The sequence below is a fragment of the Luteipulveratus halotolerans genome (genome assembly GCF_001247745.1).
GTDB classification, from domain to species: domain Bacteria; phylum Actinomycetota; class Actinomycetes; order Actinomycetales; family Dermatophilaceae; genus Luteipulveratus; species Luteipulveratus halotolerans.
The window spans coordinates 1,382,756-1,398,597 of sequence record NZ_LAIR01000002.1 but is presented as its reverse complement, the minus strand read 5'-3'; the positions used below and the strand labels follow the sequence as shown (position 1 = coordinate 1,398,597).

The window sequence follows — 15,842 nt, the reverse complement described above, 5'->3', positions numbered from 1 at the left end:
CCACACCTGTCCCACCGAGGAGCCGACCATGGAGCTGCAGGAGGCGGTGCGCAAGCGCCGCATGATCCGCCGTTACGACCCCGACCGACCCGTGCCCGCCGAGGTGCTCGACCGCGTCCTCGAGCTGGCGCTGCGTGCCCCGAGTGCGGGGTTCAGCCAGGGCTGGGACTTCGTCGTCCTCGACCAGGACGCCGACCGCGACGCGTTCTGGTCAGCCACGGTCGAGGAGGACGACGAGCCCGACGCCTGGCTCGCGGGACTGCAGACTGCTCCGGCGCTCGTCCTGTGCTGCTCGGACAAGCAGACCTACCTCGAGCGCTACGCCGAGGACGACAAGCCGTGGCAGGACATGGACGAGTCGCACTGGCCGGTGCCCTACTGGGACATCGACACCGGGATGGCCGCGCTGCTGATGCTGCTCGTCGCGGTCGATGAGGGTCTGGGAGGCCTGTTCTTCGGCGTCCCCGCTGAGGCGCACGACACCGTGCACGAGACGTTCGGCATCCCCAAGGACCACACGATCGTGGGCGTCGTCGCGCTCGGGTACGCCGCCGAGTCCGATCCCAGCGGCAGCACCCGCAAGCGGGCCCGGCGCGGCGTCGGCGAGGTCGTGCACCGTGGGCGCTACGGCACCCCGTACGAGCCGTCAGCCTGACGCGACGACGTAGGACGGGTCCAGGGCGGCCAGATCGGGCGCACCGGCCAGCCCCATGAGGTGCGCGAGGTCGTCCTGCAGTGCGGTCAGCAGGTCACGCACGCCGTCCGCTCCTCCGCATGCGAGCGCGTAGATCGCCGGTCGCCCGAGCAGGACGGCATCCGCCCCGAGCGCGAGCGCGACGAGGACGTCGTACGCGTTGCGGAGACCTCCGTCGACGAGCACCGGCGCCCGGCCACCGACCGCCGCGACGACCTCGGGCAGCGCCGACGCCGTGGGCACCACACGGTCCAGCTGTCGTGCGCCGTGGTTGCTGACGACGATGCCCTCCGCACCCGCGTCGAGGCACGCGGTGGCGTCGTCGCCGCGCAGGACGCCTTTGACGAGGACGGGCAGTCCTGACAGCTCGTGCAGCCACCTGATCTGCTCGGTCGTGATGCCGGGGTCGGCCGCGAGCGCCGAGATGTCGCGCCCGGTGAGGTGCCGTCCGAGGTTGTCGTCGGCTGCCGCGTCGACGAGGGCCGCCGCGTGCTCGGCTCGTGCCCTGCGCGACACGTACGGCGTGTCACCCGTCAGCACGAGGGCTGATGCTCCGGCGTCGACGCACCGGCCCACCATCGCCTCGGTGATGTCGCGCGCGGCGGTGACGTAGACCTGCATCCACCACGGGCCGGTCGCGGCGGCGGCGACGTCCTCGAACGTGCGCGAGGTGCGTGTCGACACGCAGAACGCCGCACCGGAGGCCCCTGCCCCCGCGACGGACGCCCGCTCGCCGTCCGGGTGGTAGAGCCCGTGCGATGCGGTCGGGGCGACGACGACGGGGAGCGCCAGGCGGTCGCCGTACAGTGTGGTGCTGGTGTCGACGGTGCGGACGTCGCGGAGCACGTGGGGCCTGAATCGCCAACGGTGCCAGGCGTTCTCAGCCTCGTCGAGCGATGTCTCGGCGCCGGCACCGGTCTCGATGTAGTCCCACACGGCCGGTGGCAGCAGGGCCTGTGCTCGCTGTCTGAGCACGGCGATGTCGAGGGGCGGAACGACACGGTCTGATGCGGTCACGACGCCTAGCATGCCTGCCATGCCGACGCGTCCCGTCCGAGTTGCCGTTCAGCTGCAGCCGCAGGACGCCGACTACGCCCAGATCCGTGACGCCGTACGCCGCGCCGAGGACCTGGGCGTCGACGTCGCGTTCAACTGGGACCACTTCCGGCCGCTGCGGGGTGACGTCGACGGCAAGCACTTCGAGTGCTGGACGATGCTCGCCGCCTGGGCCGAGCAGACCTCGCGCATCGAGCTCGGCGCCCTCGTCACCTGCAACGCCTATCGCAACCCCGACCTGCTCGCCGACATGGCCCGTACTGTCGATCACATCTCGGGCGGTCGGCTGATCCTGGGCATCGGATCCGGTTGGCACCGAACGGAGTTCGAGGACTACGGCTATGAGTTCGGCACGGCCGGGAGCCGCCTCGACGCACTCGGTGAGGCGCTCCCCCGCATCGAGTCCCGCCTGGCCAGGCTCAACCCGCCACCCACCCGTGACATCCCCGTCCTCATCGGTGGCGGCGGCGAGCGCAAGACGCTCCCGCTCGTCGCCCGGCACGCCGACCAGTGGCACTGGTTCGCCGGGCCGGACGAGCTCCCGCACAAGCTCGACGTGCTTCGTGGACACTGCGCGGCGATCGGCCGGCCGTTCGAGGAGATCGAGCTGTGCGCCGGCGTCGGCGGCCTGGGCCGTGCGGGCCTGCCGCCGCAGCTGCCGGAGGTCGAGGGCGAGCCGTTGCGGGCGCTCGGTGTCACGATGTTCACGATCAACGTGGTCGGGCCGTCGTACGACATGTCGTTCGTCCAGCCCTGGCTCGACTGGCGCGACCGCCTCAACGCCTAAGGTCGCTCTCGTGACCTCTCGCCCCGTACGCATCGCCGTCCAGATCCAGCCCCAGCACGCCGACTACGCCCAGATCCGTGACGCCGTACGCCGCGCCGAGGACCTCGGCGTCGACGTCGCGTTCAACTGGGACCACTTCTACCCGCTGTCCGGTGAGCCCGAGGGCAAGCACTTCGAGTGCTGGACCATGCTCGCCGCCTGGGCCGAGCAGACCAGCCGCATCGAGATCGGTGCCCTCGTCACCTGCAACAGCTATCGCAACCCCGACCTGCTCGCCGACATGACGCGCACCGTCGACCACATCTCGGGCGGTCGGCTGATCCTGGGCATCGGCTCGGGCTGGTTCGAGAAGGACTACTCCGAGTACGGCTACGAGTTCGGCACGGCCGGCACGCGGCTGGACGCGCTCGGTGCGGCTCTGCCCCGCATCGAGAAGCGCCTGGGCCGCCTCAACCCGCCGCCCACGCGCGACATCCCCGTCCTCATCGGCGGCGGCGGTGAGAAGAAGACGCTGCGCTTCGTCGCTCAGCACGCCGACATCTGGCACACGTTCTCCGACGGCGACGAGCTCACGCACAAGATCGGTGTGCTGCGCCAGCACTGCGCCGACGTCGGACGCGATCCGTCCGAGATCGAGATCTCGGTCAACGCCGGCACGTCGACACCGCAGGAGTACGGCGACGCCCACCGGGCTCTGGGGGCTTCTCTGTTCACCCTGCCGGTGGGCGGCCCGGACTACGACTTCACGCCCGTACGCCAGTGGCTCACCTGGCGGGACGCGGTCAACGGCTCCTCCGCCTGAGTCTCGGATCGACAGCACTGCCAGGCGATTTCCTACGCCTGGCAGTGTCCTGCCGAAGGAATTCCGAAAGCCTCATCACCGAGGCCGCAACGGTCCTACCCTTCCCGCATGGGGTGGGGAATCACAGTGAACGGCCGGGCTGTCGCATGCTCCGGAGCGCTGCTTGCGGCATTCGCGCTGTCGGGCTGCGAGCCCGTCGACCAGGGTGCGCCGAGCGCGACCGTGCCTGCAGCGCCGGCTGCGGTGACCGCAGCCGATGCTGCAGCAGCACCGTCGACGAACGACACCTCGGCCGGCACGTCCACGCCCTCCACGGCACCGGCTGCACCCTCCTCGGCCGCCCCAGCCGCACCACCGACCTCTGCACCGCCGTCGGCTGACGCCGCGGGCTCCCCCACTAGTGGCTCCAAGAAGGCAGCCGCGGCTGCGGCAGGAGGCGGTGCGGCGTACGCGGTGGTCAGCGTGATCGACGGCGACACGATCCGGGTCTCGATCAACGGCCGCCGCGAGAAGGTCCGGCTGATCGGCCTCGACGCACCTGAGTCGAAGAAGCCTGGCGTGCAGGTGCAGTGCTTCGCGCAGAAGGCGGCGAGCAAGATGCAGTCGCTCGTGCAGAGCCGCAGCGTGCGCCTCGCGGCGGACCCGACGCAGGCCGACCGTGACCGCTACGGCCGGCTGCTGCGGCACGTCTACACGCTCGACGGCCGCAGCGTGGCGGCCGTCCTGATCCGCGGCGGCTACGCGCGCGACTACACCTACGCCGCGCCGTACGCCGGCCAGGCGGACTACCGGGCCGCGCAGCAGCAGGCACAGAGCACCCACGCCGGGCTGTGGGGCGCCTGTGGTGGTTTCCCCGCCGAGGTGCCGTTCGCGGCCGCGCCTGCTCCGGACCCGAAGCCCAAGGCTTCGGCCACACCGACGAAGAAGGCTGCTCCGCGTACGCCGGTGAAGGCCGCCGAGCCCGCGAAGCCCCAGGGCAGCTGCGACATCAAGGGCAACATCAACGACGAGGGCGAGAAGATCTACCACGTCCCCGGCCAGCAGTTCTACGACAAGACCAAGATCTCGCCGTCCAAGGGCGAGCGGATGTTCTGCTCCGAGAGCGACGCCCGCGATGCCGGCTGGCGCAAGGCCAAGGTCTGACCGGCCGACGGCAGGACCCCGAAGATCGAGCACGCCTATGGGGCACCCACCTCGCGGGGCAACGCACAGGACGCACCGGGCTCCTCCATCGTGATGGCTCGTCGCGAACCTCGCTCGCGCCACCGGTACAGCCTCATTCGTGGCGCCCGAGGTCGAGGAAGTCCCGGAGCCAGGAGCGCATCTCGTGCAGCGTCGACCGGTCGACCTGACCGGAGCTGCGGGTGATGCGACGACGGTCGACGGTGCGGGGCTGCTCGGTCATCGCGAACGAACGCTCCTCCAGGCCGGTTGAGCCGGTCAGCCTGACGTGGTTCGGAAGGCCGCGGTCGCGCGTCGTGACAGGAACGACGATGACGACGTTGGGGACGACCGCGAGGTACTCCGGGCCGGAGACGATCACTGCTGGCCGATGCCCGCTCTGCTCCGAGCCGATGACGGGGCTGAGGTTGACCCACACCACCTCCCCGCACGCCAGGTCAGGCACCCGCGAGTCCGTCCTCACCGGCCGCGTCCCACTCAGCCGTCTCGCCGGCGTAGTCGTCGTCCGCCGGTAGCGCTGCGTATGCCGCCTTCACGGCCGCGAAGCGCTCAGCCCGGTCGTGCTCATCCAGCATGCGCTCCAGCAGCACGGCAGGCGTGACGCCGTGCGCACGCGCTCGATCATTGATGCGGTCGCGGGCGTGCCGGGTGACCTTGATCGTGGTGTTCGCTGCCATCGCTCCATCGTATCCCGCGATCGCCCAGGCCGGTAGACCAAATGCGCTACCTTCCGCGCCACTCCGCCTCGACGCGGCGAGCCTGACCCACGCGACACGCCGACGCGACCATCATGGGAGGCTGACCGGGCGTTGTACACGCGTGCGACGCACCGCCCATCACATGCAGGAGAACGCACGCCTCATGGCTCGCCGTAGCAAGACCCCGTCGGACGACGACCTCAAGGACGTCGTCGAGAACATCGTCGACATCAGCGTCCAGGACGAGATGGAGGCCGCCTACCTCGAGTACGCCTACTCCGTCATCTACTCGCGCGCGCTCCCCGACGCCCGTGACGGCCTGAAGCCCGTGCAGCGGCGCATCCTCTACGCGATGGACGAGCTGGGCCTGCGTCCCGACCGAGGCCACGTGAAGTCCTCCCGCGTGGTCGGCGAGGTCATGGGTAAGTACCACCCGCACGGCGACCAGGCGATCTACGACACCCTCGTACGCATGGCGCAGCCGTTCACCATGCGCCTGCCGCTCATCGACGGCCACGGCAACTTCGGCTCGCTCGACGACGGCCCGGCTGCCGCGCGATACACCGAGGCGCGCCTCGCCCCTGCGGCGATGCTCATGACGGCCAGCCTCGACGAGAACACCGTCGACTTCGTCCCCAACTACGACGACCAGTTCACCCAGCCCGGCGTGATGCCGGCGGCGTTCCCCAACCTGCTCGTCAACGGTGCGAGCGGCATCGCGGTCGGTATGGCCACCAACATGGCGCCGCACAACCTCGGTGAGGTCATCGCCGCGGCCCGCCACCTGATCAAGCACCCAGACTGCTCGCTCGATGACCTGATGAAGTTCGTCCCCGGCCCGGACCTGCCGCTCGGCGGTCAGATCGTCGGGCTCGACGGTATCCGTGACGCCTACCTCACCGGGCGCGGCTCGTTCAAGACCCGCGCGACCGTGCGCATCGAGAACGTCACCCCGCGCCGCAAGGGCATCGTGGTCACCGAGCTGCCCTATCTCGTCGGCCCCGAGAAGGTCATCGAGCGCATCAAGGACCTGCACAACGCCAAGAAGCTGCAGGGCATCTCCGACGTCAAGGACCTGTCCGACCGCGAGCACGGCCTGCAGCTGGTCATCGAGATCAAGAACGGGTTCAACCCCGAGGCGGTGCTCGAGAACCTCTACAAGCTCACGCCGCTGGAGGACTCCTTCGGCATCAACAACGTCGCGCTCGTCGAAGGTCAGCCCCGCACCCTCGGCCTCAAGGAGCTGCTGCGTGTCTACGTCGACTTCCGCATCGACGTCGTACGCCGGCGCACCCAGTTCCGCCTCGACAAGCACGAGCGCGACCTGCACCTCGTCGAGGGTCTGCTGCTGGCGATCGTCGACATCGACGAGGTCATCCAGATCATCCGCAGCTCCGACGACGCCGCAGCCGCCCGTACGCGCCTGATGCAGATCTTCGACCTCACCGAGCTGCAGGCCAACTACATCCTCGACCTGCAGCTGCGGCGCCTGACGAAGTTCTCCCAGATCGAGCTCGAGAAGCGCCGCGACGAGCTGATCAAGGCCATCGAGGCGCTGCGCGCGATCCTCGACGACGAGAAGCTCCTCCACAAGACCGTGTCCGACGAGCTCGCCGCCGTCGCCAAGGAGCACGCGACCCCGCGGCGCACCGTCCTGCTGGAGTCCAGTGGCCAGACCGCTACTGCCGCAACGCCGTTGGAGGTCGCGGACGACCCGTGCTGGGTGCTGCTGTCCTCGACCGGACTGCTCGCGCGCACCACCACGGCCGACCCGTTGCCGACCGAGGGCACCAGGCGCAAGCACGACGCGGTGCTCGCGGCCGTACGCACCACGGCCCGAGGCGAGTACGCCGTCGTCACCTCGGCCGGTCGGCTCATCCGGCTCTCCGCGATCGACCTGCCCACCCTTCCCCCGAGTGCCGACGCGCCGAACCTGTCGGGCGGGGCACCGCTGGCGGCGTACGTCGACCTGCCGCAGGGTGAGCAGGCCCTGACGCTCACGACGACGTCCGACGCGGGCGCCGGCATCGCCCTCGGCACCGCGGCCGGCGTCGTCAAACGCGTCAACCCCGACTACCCGTCGGGCAAGTCGTCGTTCGAGATCATCAGCCTCAAGGACGGCGACCGCGTCGTCGGCGCGGTCGAGCTGGCCACTGGTGAGGAAGAGCTCGTGTTCGTCACCAGCGACGCGCAGCTGCTGCACTACTCCGCGAGCCTGGTCCGCCCGCAGGGCCGCGCCGCCGGCGGTGTCGCCGGCGTCAAGCTCGGCTCGGGCGCGAGTGCCGTGTCGTTCGGCGCCGTCGACCCCGCCCGCACCAACGTCGTCGTCACGATCGCCGGCTCGTCCGGTGCGCTGCCCGGCACCGAGTCGGGCTCGATCAAGGTGACTCCGTTCGAGGAGTACCCCTCCAAGGGCCGCGCCACCGGCGGTGTGCGCTGCCACCGGTTCCTGCGTGGTGAGGACGAGCTGATGCTGGCGTGGGTCGGCGCACAGCCTGCGCGCGCTGCCAGCGCCAACGGTGTCGCCGTCGACCTGCCGCCCGCCGAGGGTCGTCGTGACGGCTCGGGGCAGCCTGCTCCCGCGCCGATCGCGGCCATCACCGCGGCGTTGTCCTAGGCGGTGTCGTCCGCCCGGCACCGGCTCGTAAGGTGCCAGGCGTGACGACCACCCATGCGACCAGCCGTCCCGACGCGTGCTCCGTGCAGTGGGAGGACGCCGGCCTGCCCGCGTGGGGTACGGCCTCGCAGGCCCAGTTCTGGGTGGCTCTGGAGCAGCCCGGTCCGTGGGGCCGTGAAGCCGCCCTCGACTCGCACCTGAGCACCGAGGCGGGACACCGGCTCAGCCAGGCGTGCGCGGACGCGGGCGGCCGCCTGCTGCTCGTACGCGCTCCCGGCCGCCACGCCGATGCCCACTCCGAGGTCGACGGCCACCGGGTCTGGGTCGCGGGTGGCCTGGCCGACGAGCCGTGGCTGCTCGAGGGCGAGGTGGAGGACCCGGCCGAGCTGCTCGCCCTCCCCTGGGCCGACCTGCTCGGCACCGAGCCCGACCGGGTCGAGGCCGCCGTCCCGACCCTGGAGGAGACCCGCGAGCCGCTGCTGCTGGTCTGCACCAACGGTCGCCGTGACATCTGCTGTGCGGTCCGTGGCCGCCCGGTCGCTCTCGAGGCCGCCGAGCTCCTGCCCGGACGTGTCCTGGAGTGCTCGCACACCGGCGGGCACCGGTTCGCTCCGACCGGGATCATGCTCCCCTCGGGTCAGACCTGGGCGAGGCTCACTGCTGAGCGGGCCGTCGCAGCGTTCGGGGCCGAACGCCGAGGTGAGATCCCCGCCGAGCTCAACGACCCGGCGTACGACCGCGGCCGCAGCTGCCTGTCCCCCGCCGCCCAGGCCGCGCAGTCGTGGGTACGCCAGCAGTCCGGCGAGCTCGGTCTGGTCGCGCTGCGTACGCCCACCGATGCGGGCGAGGGCGCGGTCCGGGTGACCGGTGCCGACGGCCGGGTCTGGGACGTCCGCGCCACCCGGCACGAGGGGGCGCAGGTCACCGACTCGTGCGGCAAGCCGGCGAAGCCCTCGATCACCTGGACCGTCGAGCCCGCCTGACCCCGCTCTCAGTCGCCCTCGAAGTGGTCGGGGTCGCGGATGTACGTCTTGCGGGCGTAGAGGGCCCGGTTCAGGAACCACGTCACGGCCCAGAGCACGATTCCGACTGCGAGCAGGCCGCCCGCGATCTGGTACTGCTCACGCTGCTCCTCGGTACGTGCCCAGGGCCCGGCCAGGAAGAAGCACGTTGCTGCGCCGACGTACGGCAGAACCGTGGGCGTGCGGAAGTGGGCGTGCTCGACGGGGTTGCGACGCAGCACCAGCAGGGCCACGTTGACCACGGTGAACACGCACAGGAGCAAGAGCGCCGTCGTTCCTCCGAGCAGCTTGATCGCGTTGGACCCGCTCTCCGTGCCGCTGGCGCGCACGACGTAGACGATCAGTCCGAAGGAGATCAGTGTCGTGAAGATGATCGACACCCATGGTGTACGCCGGGTGGGGTGGACCCTCCCGAACGCCGCCGGCAGGACCTGCTGATTGGCCATGCCATAGAGGAGGCGACTGGCCATCAGCATGTTGATGAGGGCTGAGTTGGCCACAGCAAACATGCCGATGAACGGGAAGATCTTGTCGAACGGCAGATCCGGCGCGCCTGCGGCGACCACCTGAGTGAGCGCCGAGCCCTTGTCCGGGTCGGACAGGTCACCGACCGGCACCAGTGCCACCGCCGTGATCGCGACGAGCACGTAGATCAGCCCGGTAATGCCCAGACCGGTCAGCATCATGCGCGGGAAGTCGCGGACCGGGTGCTCGCACTCCTCGGCCATGTTGACCGAGTCCTCGAAGCCGACCATCGCGAAGAACGCCAACGAGGTCGCCGCGGTGACCGCGAAGAAGGTCGACTTGTCCTCGGAGGACTCGAACACCGTCACCCGTGAGAAGTCGGCGTCGCCCTGGGTCACGGCGTACAGGCCGACCATGATGATCATCAGCAGCCCGGAGAGCTCGACTGCAGTCAGGACGACGTTGGCCTTGACACTCTCGCCCACACCACGAAAGTTCACGGCGGCCACCAGGGCCATGAAGGCCAGGGCGATCAGCATGATCTCGGTGCCCCCGACCTCGAAGCCGAGGTCGAACCCGTCGTTGAGGAAACCCGCGAATGCGTTGGACGCCGTTGACGCCGAGGTGATGCCGGAGCACATCACAGCGAACGCGATCAGGAACGTCACGAAGTGCACGCCGAAGGCCTTGTGCGTGTACAGCGCGGCACCGGCCGCCTGGGGATACTTGGTGACCAGTTCCAGGTAGGAGCAGGCGGTGACGGTGGCCACCAGGAAGGCAGCAAGGAACGGCGCCCATGCGGCTCCGCCGACCTCCTTGGCGACGTCGCCGGTGAGTGCGTAGACCCCGGTGCCGAGGATGTCGCCGACGATGAACAGCAGCAACAGCTTCGGGCCCATGACCCGCCTGAGCTCAGTCTGCGGCTGCGCTCCGGCGGGCTCGGCTTCAGCGGTGTGGCTCATAGCAGTCCAACTTGTCGTGCCGTGGCCGTCCCTGTCCAGTGAAACGCCAGGTGAGACACCGGAAAACTCAGCTCTTGGCGGCCTTGGCCTTCGCCTTGGCAGCCTTCTTGAAGTCGCGCACCTTCTGCAACGACGTCTCGTCGACGACGTCTGCGACGGACCGGAAGCTGCCCTCCTCGGCGTACGGGCCGATCGCCTCGCGCCAGCCGTCGTGCTGCACGCCGAGCTGCTTGGCGAGCAGCGCCGCGAAGATGCGCGCCTTCTGGTCACCGAACCCGGGCAGCGCCTTCAGCCGCTTGACCAGCTCACCGGTCGAGGAGGCTGTGGTCCAGATCGTCGCGGCGTCACCGTCGTACTCGTCGCGCACGGTCGTGGCGAGCTGCTGCACCCGCCCGGCCATCGAGCGGCCGTAGCGGTGGATCGCCGGCGGGGTCGAGCACAGGTCGGCGAACGCCTCCGGGTCGGCGGCGGCGATCTTGGCCGGGTCCAGCGTCCCGAACCGGTCGGCGATCTTGGCCGGACCGCGGAACGCGTGCTCCATCGGGTACTGCTGGTCGAGGGCGGCGACCATGGAGCATCTGCCTCATAAACGAGGCAAAACGTGAACCGCCGTTGTCCTCAACCATGGAACGTGCAATGCCAACCATGGAGCTCGCAAAGGGCACCACGGCCGATCCCCTCGGAGCGGGCGTGGTGCCTAGGAAGCTGAAGCCTTAGCGGCGGCCTTCTTCTGCTTCTTGAACTCGCGCACCTTGAGAAGGCTGTCCTGATCGACGATGTCGGCCACGGAGCGGTGGCCCTCCAGCGCGTAGTCGCCGGCGGCCGCCTCCCAACCCTCGGGACGGACATCGAGCTGCTTGGCCAGCAAAGCGACGAAGATCTGGCTCTTCTGCTTCCCGAAGCCCGGCAGGGCCTGGATGCGCTTGAGCAAGTCCTTGCCCGAGTCGGCTTCCTCCCAGAGCCGAGCGGTGTCCCCGTCGTAGGTCGACACGATGAAGGCAGCCAGCTCCTGCATACGACCGGCCATCGACCCAGGGAACCGGTGGATCGCCGGCGTCTGGCTGCACAGCGCTTTGAACTCCTCCGGGTCGGCCGCCGCGATCGCACTCGGCTCGAACGAACCCATACGGTTGAGCACCTTCCACGGTCCGCGGAACGCGTGCTCTACGCCGTACTGCTGGTCCAGCATGAGGGACACCACCAGCGCGAACGCGTTGGAAGAGTTCACCTCGTCGGCTTCCGGATCGCCCGTAACGGTCACCGGGTGGGCTTTCGGATCGGTCATGACCACATCATCCCTCAGACAGGCCGCGGCGTCGCTCCCGCGGACCTCCCTCCTCGTCCGGCCCAGGCAGGCTTCGAACGAACATCGGCTCTCAGCTGACGTCCAAGTCGGTGGCCCACCCATCGGGCGAATGTTGACCAGGTCCGGCTCGGGTAGATCCACCGCGGACCTGTTCGGCACGAGGCCTCCCGGTGCGCAGGCCATCCTTAAGGTGTTGCACGCCGATCCCGCCTCTGCCGGATCCACTGCTGCCGTCCGAAGACACATGTCGGCCCACCCGACCAAAGGACCTCGCCATCCTGAGCGCGGACAACGACAATCAAGGCAACGGACGCAAGCACAGCCTTGGGAGGCGCACATAATGTCCGAGACGACGCAGATCTACACGATGCGCGAGCTCAGCATGGACACGCCGCGCGTCATGAGGGAGATCAACGAGCGTGGTCGACCCGCGGTGATCACGCGCCGTGGCCGGTTCGTGGCGTTGATCACGCCGCTTGCTGATGCCGAGGTGGAGTCCGTTGCACTGTCAGCGGCCGTGGCTGCCTCCCAGGACCGCGCGCAGCTTGTGGGAGAGGAGCGCGTCTGATCAGTCGGCACGCTCTACCGATGCGCAGAGTCGCTGAGCCACCGTCGTCCTGACCGGTGCGCGGGCGGCCACTCGGCTCACAGTGGCATCAACCGCCTGCCACCTCGGGCCGTGGAGCATGCAACGTGGCCCCAACGAGAGCTCGTCGAACCTGTGGCCCGCGCTCGCAGCAAGACACCGTCATGCCTGTCCGCACTTGGAGTTCAGGCGCGGATCTCGAATCCTTGCTCAGACGAGCCTTTATGCCCTAATGAAGGACTCGCGGATGCCGAGGTCGTGCACCAGGATCGTGCCGTTGATGATCTCGTGCCGGATGATCCGGTCGTCTCGAACGGCGGGCTTGTCAGCGAACTCGGCATACCGGTCGTTGCTGATCACGTAGGTGTAGGGATCCGCGGCTGCGTCGAGAATGGTCTCGTCTGCCGTCCGCCTTGTCGCAACGACATGCACAGTTGCGCCGGGGAGCTGCGCCCGCAGGGCACGGTCTCCAAAGCGCAGGATGCGACGGATCGAGGCGTCGAACACGACCGTGACATCTCGTGTGGTCGCAAGTCGTGCCACGAGCGGCTGCAGCGCGGTCAGGCCGATGAATGCGGACTCCTCATAGCAGAGATTGCTGCCGTCCAGGATCACTGTCTTCACGTCGCGCGACGCTCGCGACGCGAGCTGCTCGAGCCGGGACTCGGTCTTGGCAATGTCGCGCTCGACCGCCGCCAGCCGTCGTCGTCTGTTCGCGACGACCTTCCGGGGGCTCCGAGTGCCGAACCGTCCTTCGCACTGCTCGTGCAGCAAGGCTCGCTCGTAGCTATTCGTAGCAGCCCCCAGGTCGCTATCGAGACGTTCGGCTGCAGCGATGTCGTCCTTGAACCTTGCAGCGTCAGCCCGATAGGTGCCCAGGATGCGCAGCGGACTCTCGAGCGCTGCGTCCACCTCGTCGCGCCGGCGCTCCAGGTCCTCCAGCGTCCGCCGGTTCGACGTGACGTCGGCGTCCAGCTGGTCCACGACCTGTGCGAGCTTCACCGGGTCCATCGCGTCGTAGCGCGCCACCTCCGCGAACGCGGCCTTCCTGCGCTGCTTATGAGGTCGCAGGTCACGCTTGATGCTGCGGAGCTCAGCCTGGTGCTTGTTCAGCTGATCGCGCTGCCTCTCCAGATGGCCCTTGGCTTCGTCGCGCTCCGCTGAGAACCAGTACATCGGGTTCCACCCGAGGTTCGCGCGCTGCACCTGGGTGCCCACGGCGCGTTCTGTGCGGGCGACTCGCTCCTCGGCCTCCATGAGATCCCGCTCCAAGGCCGCGACTTCCGCTTCCTCACGTGCCAGCGTTCTGCGCGCGGCCTCGACGTTGAAGCTGCCGTGCCACGCAAGATCCTCTTGAGCTGAGCTGCGCTCCTGTTCCATGCCGCCCAGCGTCTTGCGGAGCGCCGTGCACTCGGCGGCAAGCGGGTTGTAGGTCAAGCTGCCTCCTCGGCATTGAGAGCTGAGCACACCCCGTCCGCGGCCAGCTGGACTCATTGTGCATGTGGCGGGTCAGCTCGCGTCTGCTTGTTAGCGATGTCAGGACCGCGTCCGGCCAGCGCTGTTCGCTGCCAGACCTGCACCCTGCGTGCGCTCGAGGTCGATGTTGCCGAAGTCGCGGTGGCTGTCCGACGAAGCGGCTAGGTTCCGGGCATGACAGACGACCTGGACGTGCTGCTGCGAGCACTCGCCGACGACCTCGGGGACCCGACCGGCTGGGGCGCTCCGGTGGAGTTCGGCGACTCCCTGGCGCTCTGCGCGCTGAACTCGGCGTACTCGCTGCGCGCGACGTCGGTGTCTGTCCAGCGCGTCCTGGCCCGCTACCGCGCCGTCCGTCCGAGCGCCGAGACCGACAGCGGCCCGGACCTCGTCAAGGCCATGGACGACGCCGGCGGGCCGGAGGCATTCGCCCGGGACGTGCTGCGCAACACCACCGTGCTGCCTGGCACATCACGACTGCGCACCGTCGGCATCCACGAAGGGCTGAGCAGGCTGGCGGCGCTGGCCTCGCCAGTGAGGACCGCGGAGCAGCTGCGCGCAGCCGCGAAGGACCCAGCAGCGAGCCAGGCATGGCAGTCCGTACTTGGGCTCGGTCAGCTCGCCTGGTCCTACCTGCTCATGAACGCCGGCGTCGGTACCGAGACCAAGCCCGACGTGATGGTGACCCGCTACCTGTCCCGCCGTCTTGGCGCAGCCCATCTCTCCAGGGAGCAGACCCACGAGCTGCTCACGAAGGCCGCCGCCAGCCTCGGTGTCGAGCCGAGGGCGCTGGACCGCGCGATCTGGCAGTACGAGAGCCCCTCGAGCAGGTAGGCGGCCGAGGGCGCTCGCAGTCGACCCGGTCGGCCAAGCCAGCCGGCTTCTGCGCACGTCGGGAAAGTTCAGCGGCACAAGGATTTATCGTGACGTCGCGCCCTAGCGCGGCGCAGCAGCACGGCAAGGGGGGTGCCATGGTCAGCGAACCGCACGGCGCATCAGCACACACGAGCCGAGGCGACCTGGCCCCGGCAGAGTGGAAGCGCATCTGCGCGAGCATGCCCATTGCCTGCGTCGACCTGGTGCCAGTACACACTGACTCCGCCGGCACAGTGACCCACGTCGGCCTGATCCTGCGCGAGACGCCATGGGGCACCCAGAAATGGTGCCACGTCGGCGGCAGGGTGCGGCGCGGAGAGACGCTCCAGGACGCCGCAAGGCGACACCTGGACGAGACCCTCGAGCTGACCGAGACCGAGCTTGATGCGGCGCTCCAGGGGATGCGGAGCCGCACCCAGGTCCCGGTCATGGAGTGGTTCCCCGAAGCGCGCGAGCCCACGGGCTCGTACGGCACCGATCCCCGCAAGCATGCCGTGTCCGTGACGGTGGCAGCGGTGCTCGAAAGCGAGGCTGAGCCACGCGTCGGCGGTGAGGCGATCTTCTTCCGGTGGTTCCCGGTCACGAGCCTGCCCGCCGACTTGTGGCCCGGGTCGGAGAGGGCCATCGTGTCCGCGGTCGACTGGGTGCGGCCACGCGGGGCTGAGCTCACGTACACCACGGTCGCCGCGCGATACAACGCCCAGAACACCCTGATGTGGCAGACCCCCGCGCTCGCGCTCACCGCCCAGGCGTTCCTCCTCACCATTGCGATGTCCGCTGGGTCGCCGACCGTCGGCCGCGTCATCTCGTCGCTGCTTGCGGTCCTCATCTCGTTGCTCAGCATCCAGCTCATGCTCAAGCACTCGGCCTACGAGCTTGCCGACCGGAAGACGCTCGAACACCTCGAACACGCGATGGGCCTGCAGCCTGTCCATTCCACGCCCGCGCCACTGCGAGGTCTGGCAGGCCAGAAGAGCCGGACCTGGTGGGTCACAGGGCTCGCGCTACTCGGTGTCGCTGCCATGGCGAACCTCGTTCTGGTGCTGGTCGCACCAAGTCTGTACTGACCGAGGTCGACCGGCCGGCAATGCAAGGTCTCGTCGAACAAGCGCTCGCGACGTCAGCCGCCGGGGCACCGCCAGACGTCGTGAGCGCCGGCATCTGCTCCAGTACGCTCCAAACACGACCGGTCCGGGAGGAGGTGCTTCTCACCTATGGCTGCCGACACCGTCCGAACAACTCGCAGCGGAGATCGTTTCCACTACCTTTGGGCGTCCCTACACGCTCTTCGGCTACTTGACCCGACCAGCGAC

At 69.0% G+C, this 15,842-nt stretch carries 16 protein-coding genes; 9 read left to right on the top strand and 7 right to left on the bottom strand.

The features are described from left to right. The first annotated feature begins 28 nt into the window (after positions 1–28). Positions 29–655 carry a nitroreductase family protein gene (locus tag VV01_RS07230; protein ID WP_050669304.1) on the top strand — a complete coding sequence of 209 codons (627 nt, stop codon included), beginning with the start codon at positions 29–31 and terminating at the stop codon, positions 653–655. On the opposite strand, the gene VV01_RS07225 is transcribed toward VV01_RS07230, so the two are convergent. Further along, entirely contained in the window at positions 647–1,711 is a 1,065-nt protein-coding gene (locus VV01_RS07225) for an alpha-hydroxy acid oxidase (protein ID WP_197275008.1), read from the bottom strand. The genes VV01_RS07230 and VV01_RS07225 overlap by 9 nt on opposite strands. Positions 1,712–1,730: 19 nt before the next feature. Between VV01_RS07225 and VV01_RS07220 the strand changes: the two genes are divergently transcribed. From VV01_RS07220 to VV01_RS07205, 3 genes are all read left to right on the top strand, one after another. Then, positions 1,731–2,537, top strand: coding sequence for an LLM class F420-dependent oxidoreductase (locus VV01_RS07220; protein WP_050669303.1), 807 nt, complete (start codon positions 1,731–1,733; stop codon positions 2,535–2,537). Between the two features lie 10 nt (positions 2,538–2,547). Continuing rightward, positions 2,548–3,339: an LLM class F420-dependent oxidoreductase gene (locus tag VV01_RS07215; protein WP_050669302.1), complete on the top strand. Its 792-nt coding sequence runs from the start codon at positions 2,548–2,550 to the stop codon at positions 3,337–3,339. A 108-nt stretch (positions 3,340–3,447) separates the two neighbouring features. Further along, positions 3,448–4,482 (top strand): thermonuclease family protein, encoded by a 1,035-nt coding sequence (locus VV01_RS07205; protein ID WP_082220864.1) that lies wholly within the window; start codon positions 3,448–3,450, stop codon positions 4,480–4,482. Positions 4,483–4,615: 133 nt separating this feature from the next. Here the strand turns inward: VV01_RS07205 and VV01_RS07200 are convergent, their stop codons facing one another. Beyond that, positions 4,616–4,966, bottom strand: a complete 351-nt coding sequence (locus VV01_RS07200) for a type II toxin-antitoxin system PemK/MazF family toxin (RefSeq protein WP_050669299.1) — start codon at positions 4,964–4,966, stop codon at positions 4,616–4,618. Then, entirely contained in the window at positions 4,959–5,198 is a 240-nt protein-coding gene (locus VV01_RS07195; RefSeq protein WP_050669298.1) for a hypothetical protein, read from the bottom strand. The genes VV01_RS07200 and VV01_RS07195 overlap by 8 nt, the downstream gene beginning before the upstream one ends. A 184-nt stretch (positions 5,199–5,382) precedes the next feature. On the opposite strand from VV01_RS07195, the gene VV01_RS07190 reads away from it, so the two are divergent. Next, complete coding sequence (locus tag VV01_RS07190) at positions 5,383–7,836, top strand: DNA gyrase/topoisomerase IV subunit A (RefSeq protein WP_050669297.1); 2,454 nt, start codon at positions 5,383–5,385, stop codon at positions 7,834–7,836. A 41-nt stretch (positions 7,837–7,877) separates the two neighbouring features. Next, positions 7,878–8,819: a sucrase ferredoxin gene (locus VV01_RS07185; RefSeq protein WP_050669296.1), complete on the top strand. Its 942-nt coding sequence runs from the start codon at positions 7,878–7,880 to the stop codon at positions 8,817–8,819. 8 nt (positions 8,820–8,827) lie between these two features. Here VV01_RS07185 and VV01_RS07180 read toward each other — a convergent pair whose 3' ends face one another. The 3 genes from VV01_RS07180 to VV01_RS07170 form a co-directional block, all read right to left on the bottom strand. Beyond that, complete coding sequence (locus tag VV01_RS07180) at positions 8,828–10,285, bottom strand: APC family permease (protein WP_050669295.1); 1,458 nt, start codon at positions 10,283–10,285, stop codon at positions 8,828–8,830. A 67-nt stretch (positions 10,286–10,352) separates the two neighbouring features. Then, on the bottom strand, positions 10,353–10,856 hold the full coding sequence (locus VV01_RS07175; protein ID WP_082220862.1) for an HhH-GPD-type base excision DNA repair protein: 504 nt from the start codon (positions 10,854–10,856) through the stop codon (positions 10,353–10,355). A 126-nt stretch (positions 10,857–10,982) separates the two neighbouring features. Then, on the bottom strand, positions 10,983–11,570 hold the full coding sequence (locus VV01_RS07170) for an HhH-GPD-type base excision DNA repair protein (protein ID WP_050669294.1): 588 nt from the start codon (positions 11,568–11,570) through the stop codon (positions 10,983–10,985). A 361-nt stretch (positions 11,571–11,931) separates the two neighbouring features. On the opposite strand from VV01_RS07170, the gene VV01_RS07165 reads away from it, so the two are divergent. Continuing rightward, complete coding sequence (locus VV01_RS07165) at positions 11,932–12,159, top strand: type II toxin-antitoxin system Phd/YefM family antitoxin (protein WP_050669293.1); 228 nt, start codon at positions 11,932–11,934, stop codon at positions 12,157–12,159. 240 nt (positions 12,160–12,399) lie between these two features. Here VV01_RS07165 and VV01_RS07160 read toward each other — a convergent pair whose 3' ends face one another. Next, positions 12,400–13,614, bottom strand: a complete 1,215-nt coding sequence (locus VV01_RS07160; RefSeq protein WP_050669292.1) for a hypothetical protein — start codon at positions 13,612–13,614, stop codon at positions 12,400–12,402. A gap of 213 nt (positions 13,615–13,827) precedes the next feature. Between VV01_RS07160 and VV01_RS23825 the strand changes: the two genes are divergently transcribed. Further along, positions 13,828–14,487: a hypothetical protein gene (locus VV01_RS23825; RefSeq protein WP_050669291.1), complete on the top strand. Its 660-nt coding sequence runs from the start codon at positions 13,828–13,830 to the stop codon at positions 14,485–14,487. A gap of 89 nt (positions 14,488–14,576) precedes the next feature. Beyond that, entirely contained in the window at positions 14,577–15,596 is a 1,020-nt protein-coding gene (locus VV01_RS23820) for a DUF4916 domain-containing protein (RefSeq protein WP_050669290.1), read from the top strand. Positions 15,597–15,842: the final 246 nt, after the last annotated feature.

Coding starts and splice junctions, on each gene's coding strand:
- VV01_RS07230 (WP_050669304.1), top strand. CDS start 29: ATGGAGCTGCAGGAGGCGGTGCGCAAGCGCCGCATGATCCGCCGTTAC.
- VV01_RS07220 (WP_050669303.1), top strand. CDS start 1,731: ATGCCGACGCGTCCCGTCCGAGTTGCCGTTCAGCTGCAGCCGCAGGAC.
- VV01_RS07205 (WP_082220864.1), top strand. CDS start 3,448: ATGGGGTGGGGAATCACAGTGAACGGCCGGGCTGTCGCATGCTCCGGA.
- VV01_RS07195 (WP_050669298.1), bottom strand. CDS start 5,198: ATGGCAGCGAACACCACGATCAAGGTCACCCGGCACGCCCGCGACCGC.
- VV01_RS07190 (WP_050669297.1), top strand. CDS start 5,383: ATGGCTCGCCGTAGCAAGACCCCGTCGGACGACGACCTCAAGGACGTC.
- VV01_RS07180 (WP_050669295.1), bottom strand. CDS start 10,285: ATGAGCCACACCGCTGAAGCCGAGCCCGCCGGAGCGCAGCCGCAGACT.
- VV01_RS07175 (WP_082220862.1), bottom strand. CDS start 10,856: ATGGTCGCCGCCCTCGACCAGCAGTACCCGATGGAGCACGCGTTCCGC.
- VV01_RS07170 (WP_050669294.1), bottom strand. CDS start 11,570: ATGACCGATCCGAAAGCCCACCCGGTGACCGTTACGGGCGATCCGGAA.
- VV01_RS07165 (WP_050669293.1), top strand. CDS start 11,932: ATGTCCGAGACGACGCAGATCTACACGATGCGCGAGCTCAGCATGGAC.
- VV01_RS23825 (WP_050669291.1), top strand. CDS start 13,828: ATGACAGACGACCTGGACGTGCTGCTGCGAGCACTCGCCGACGACCTC.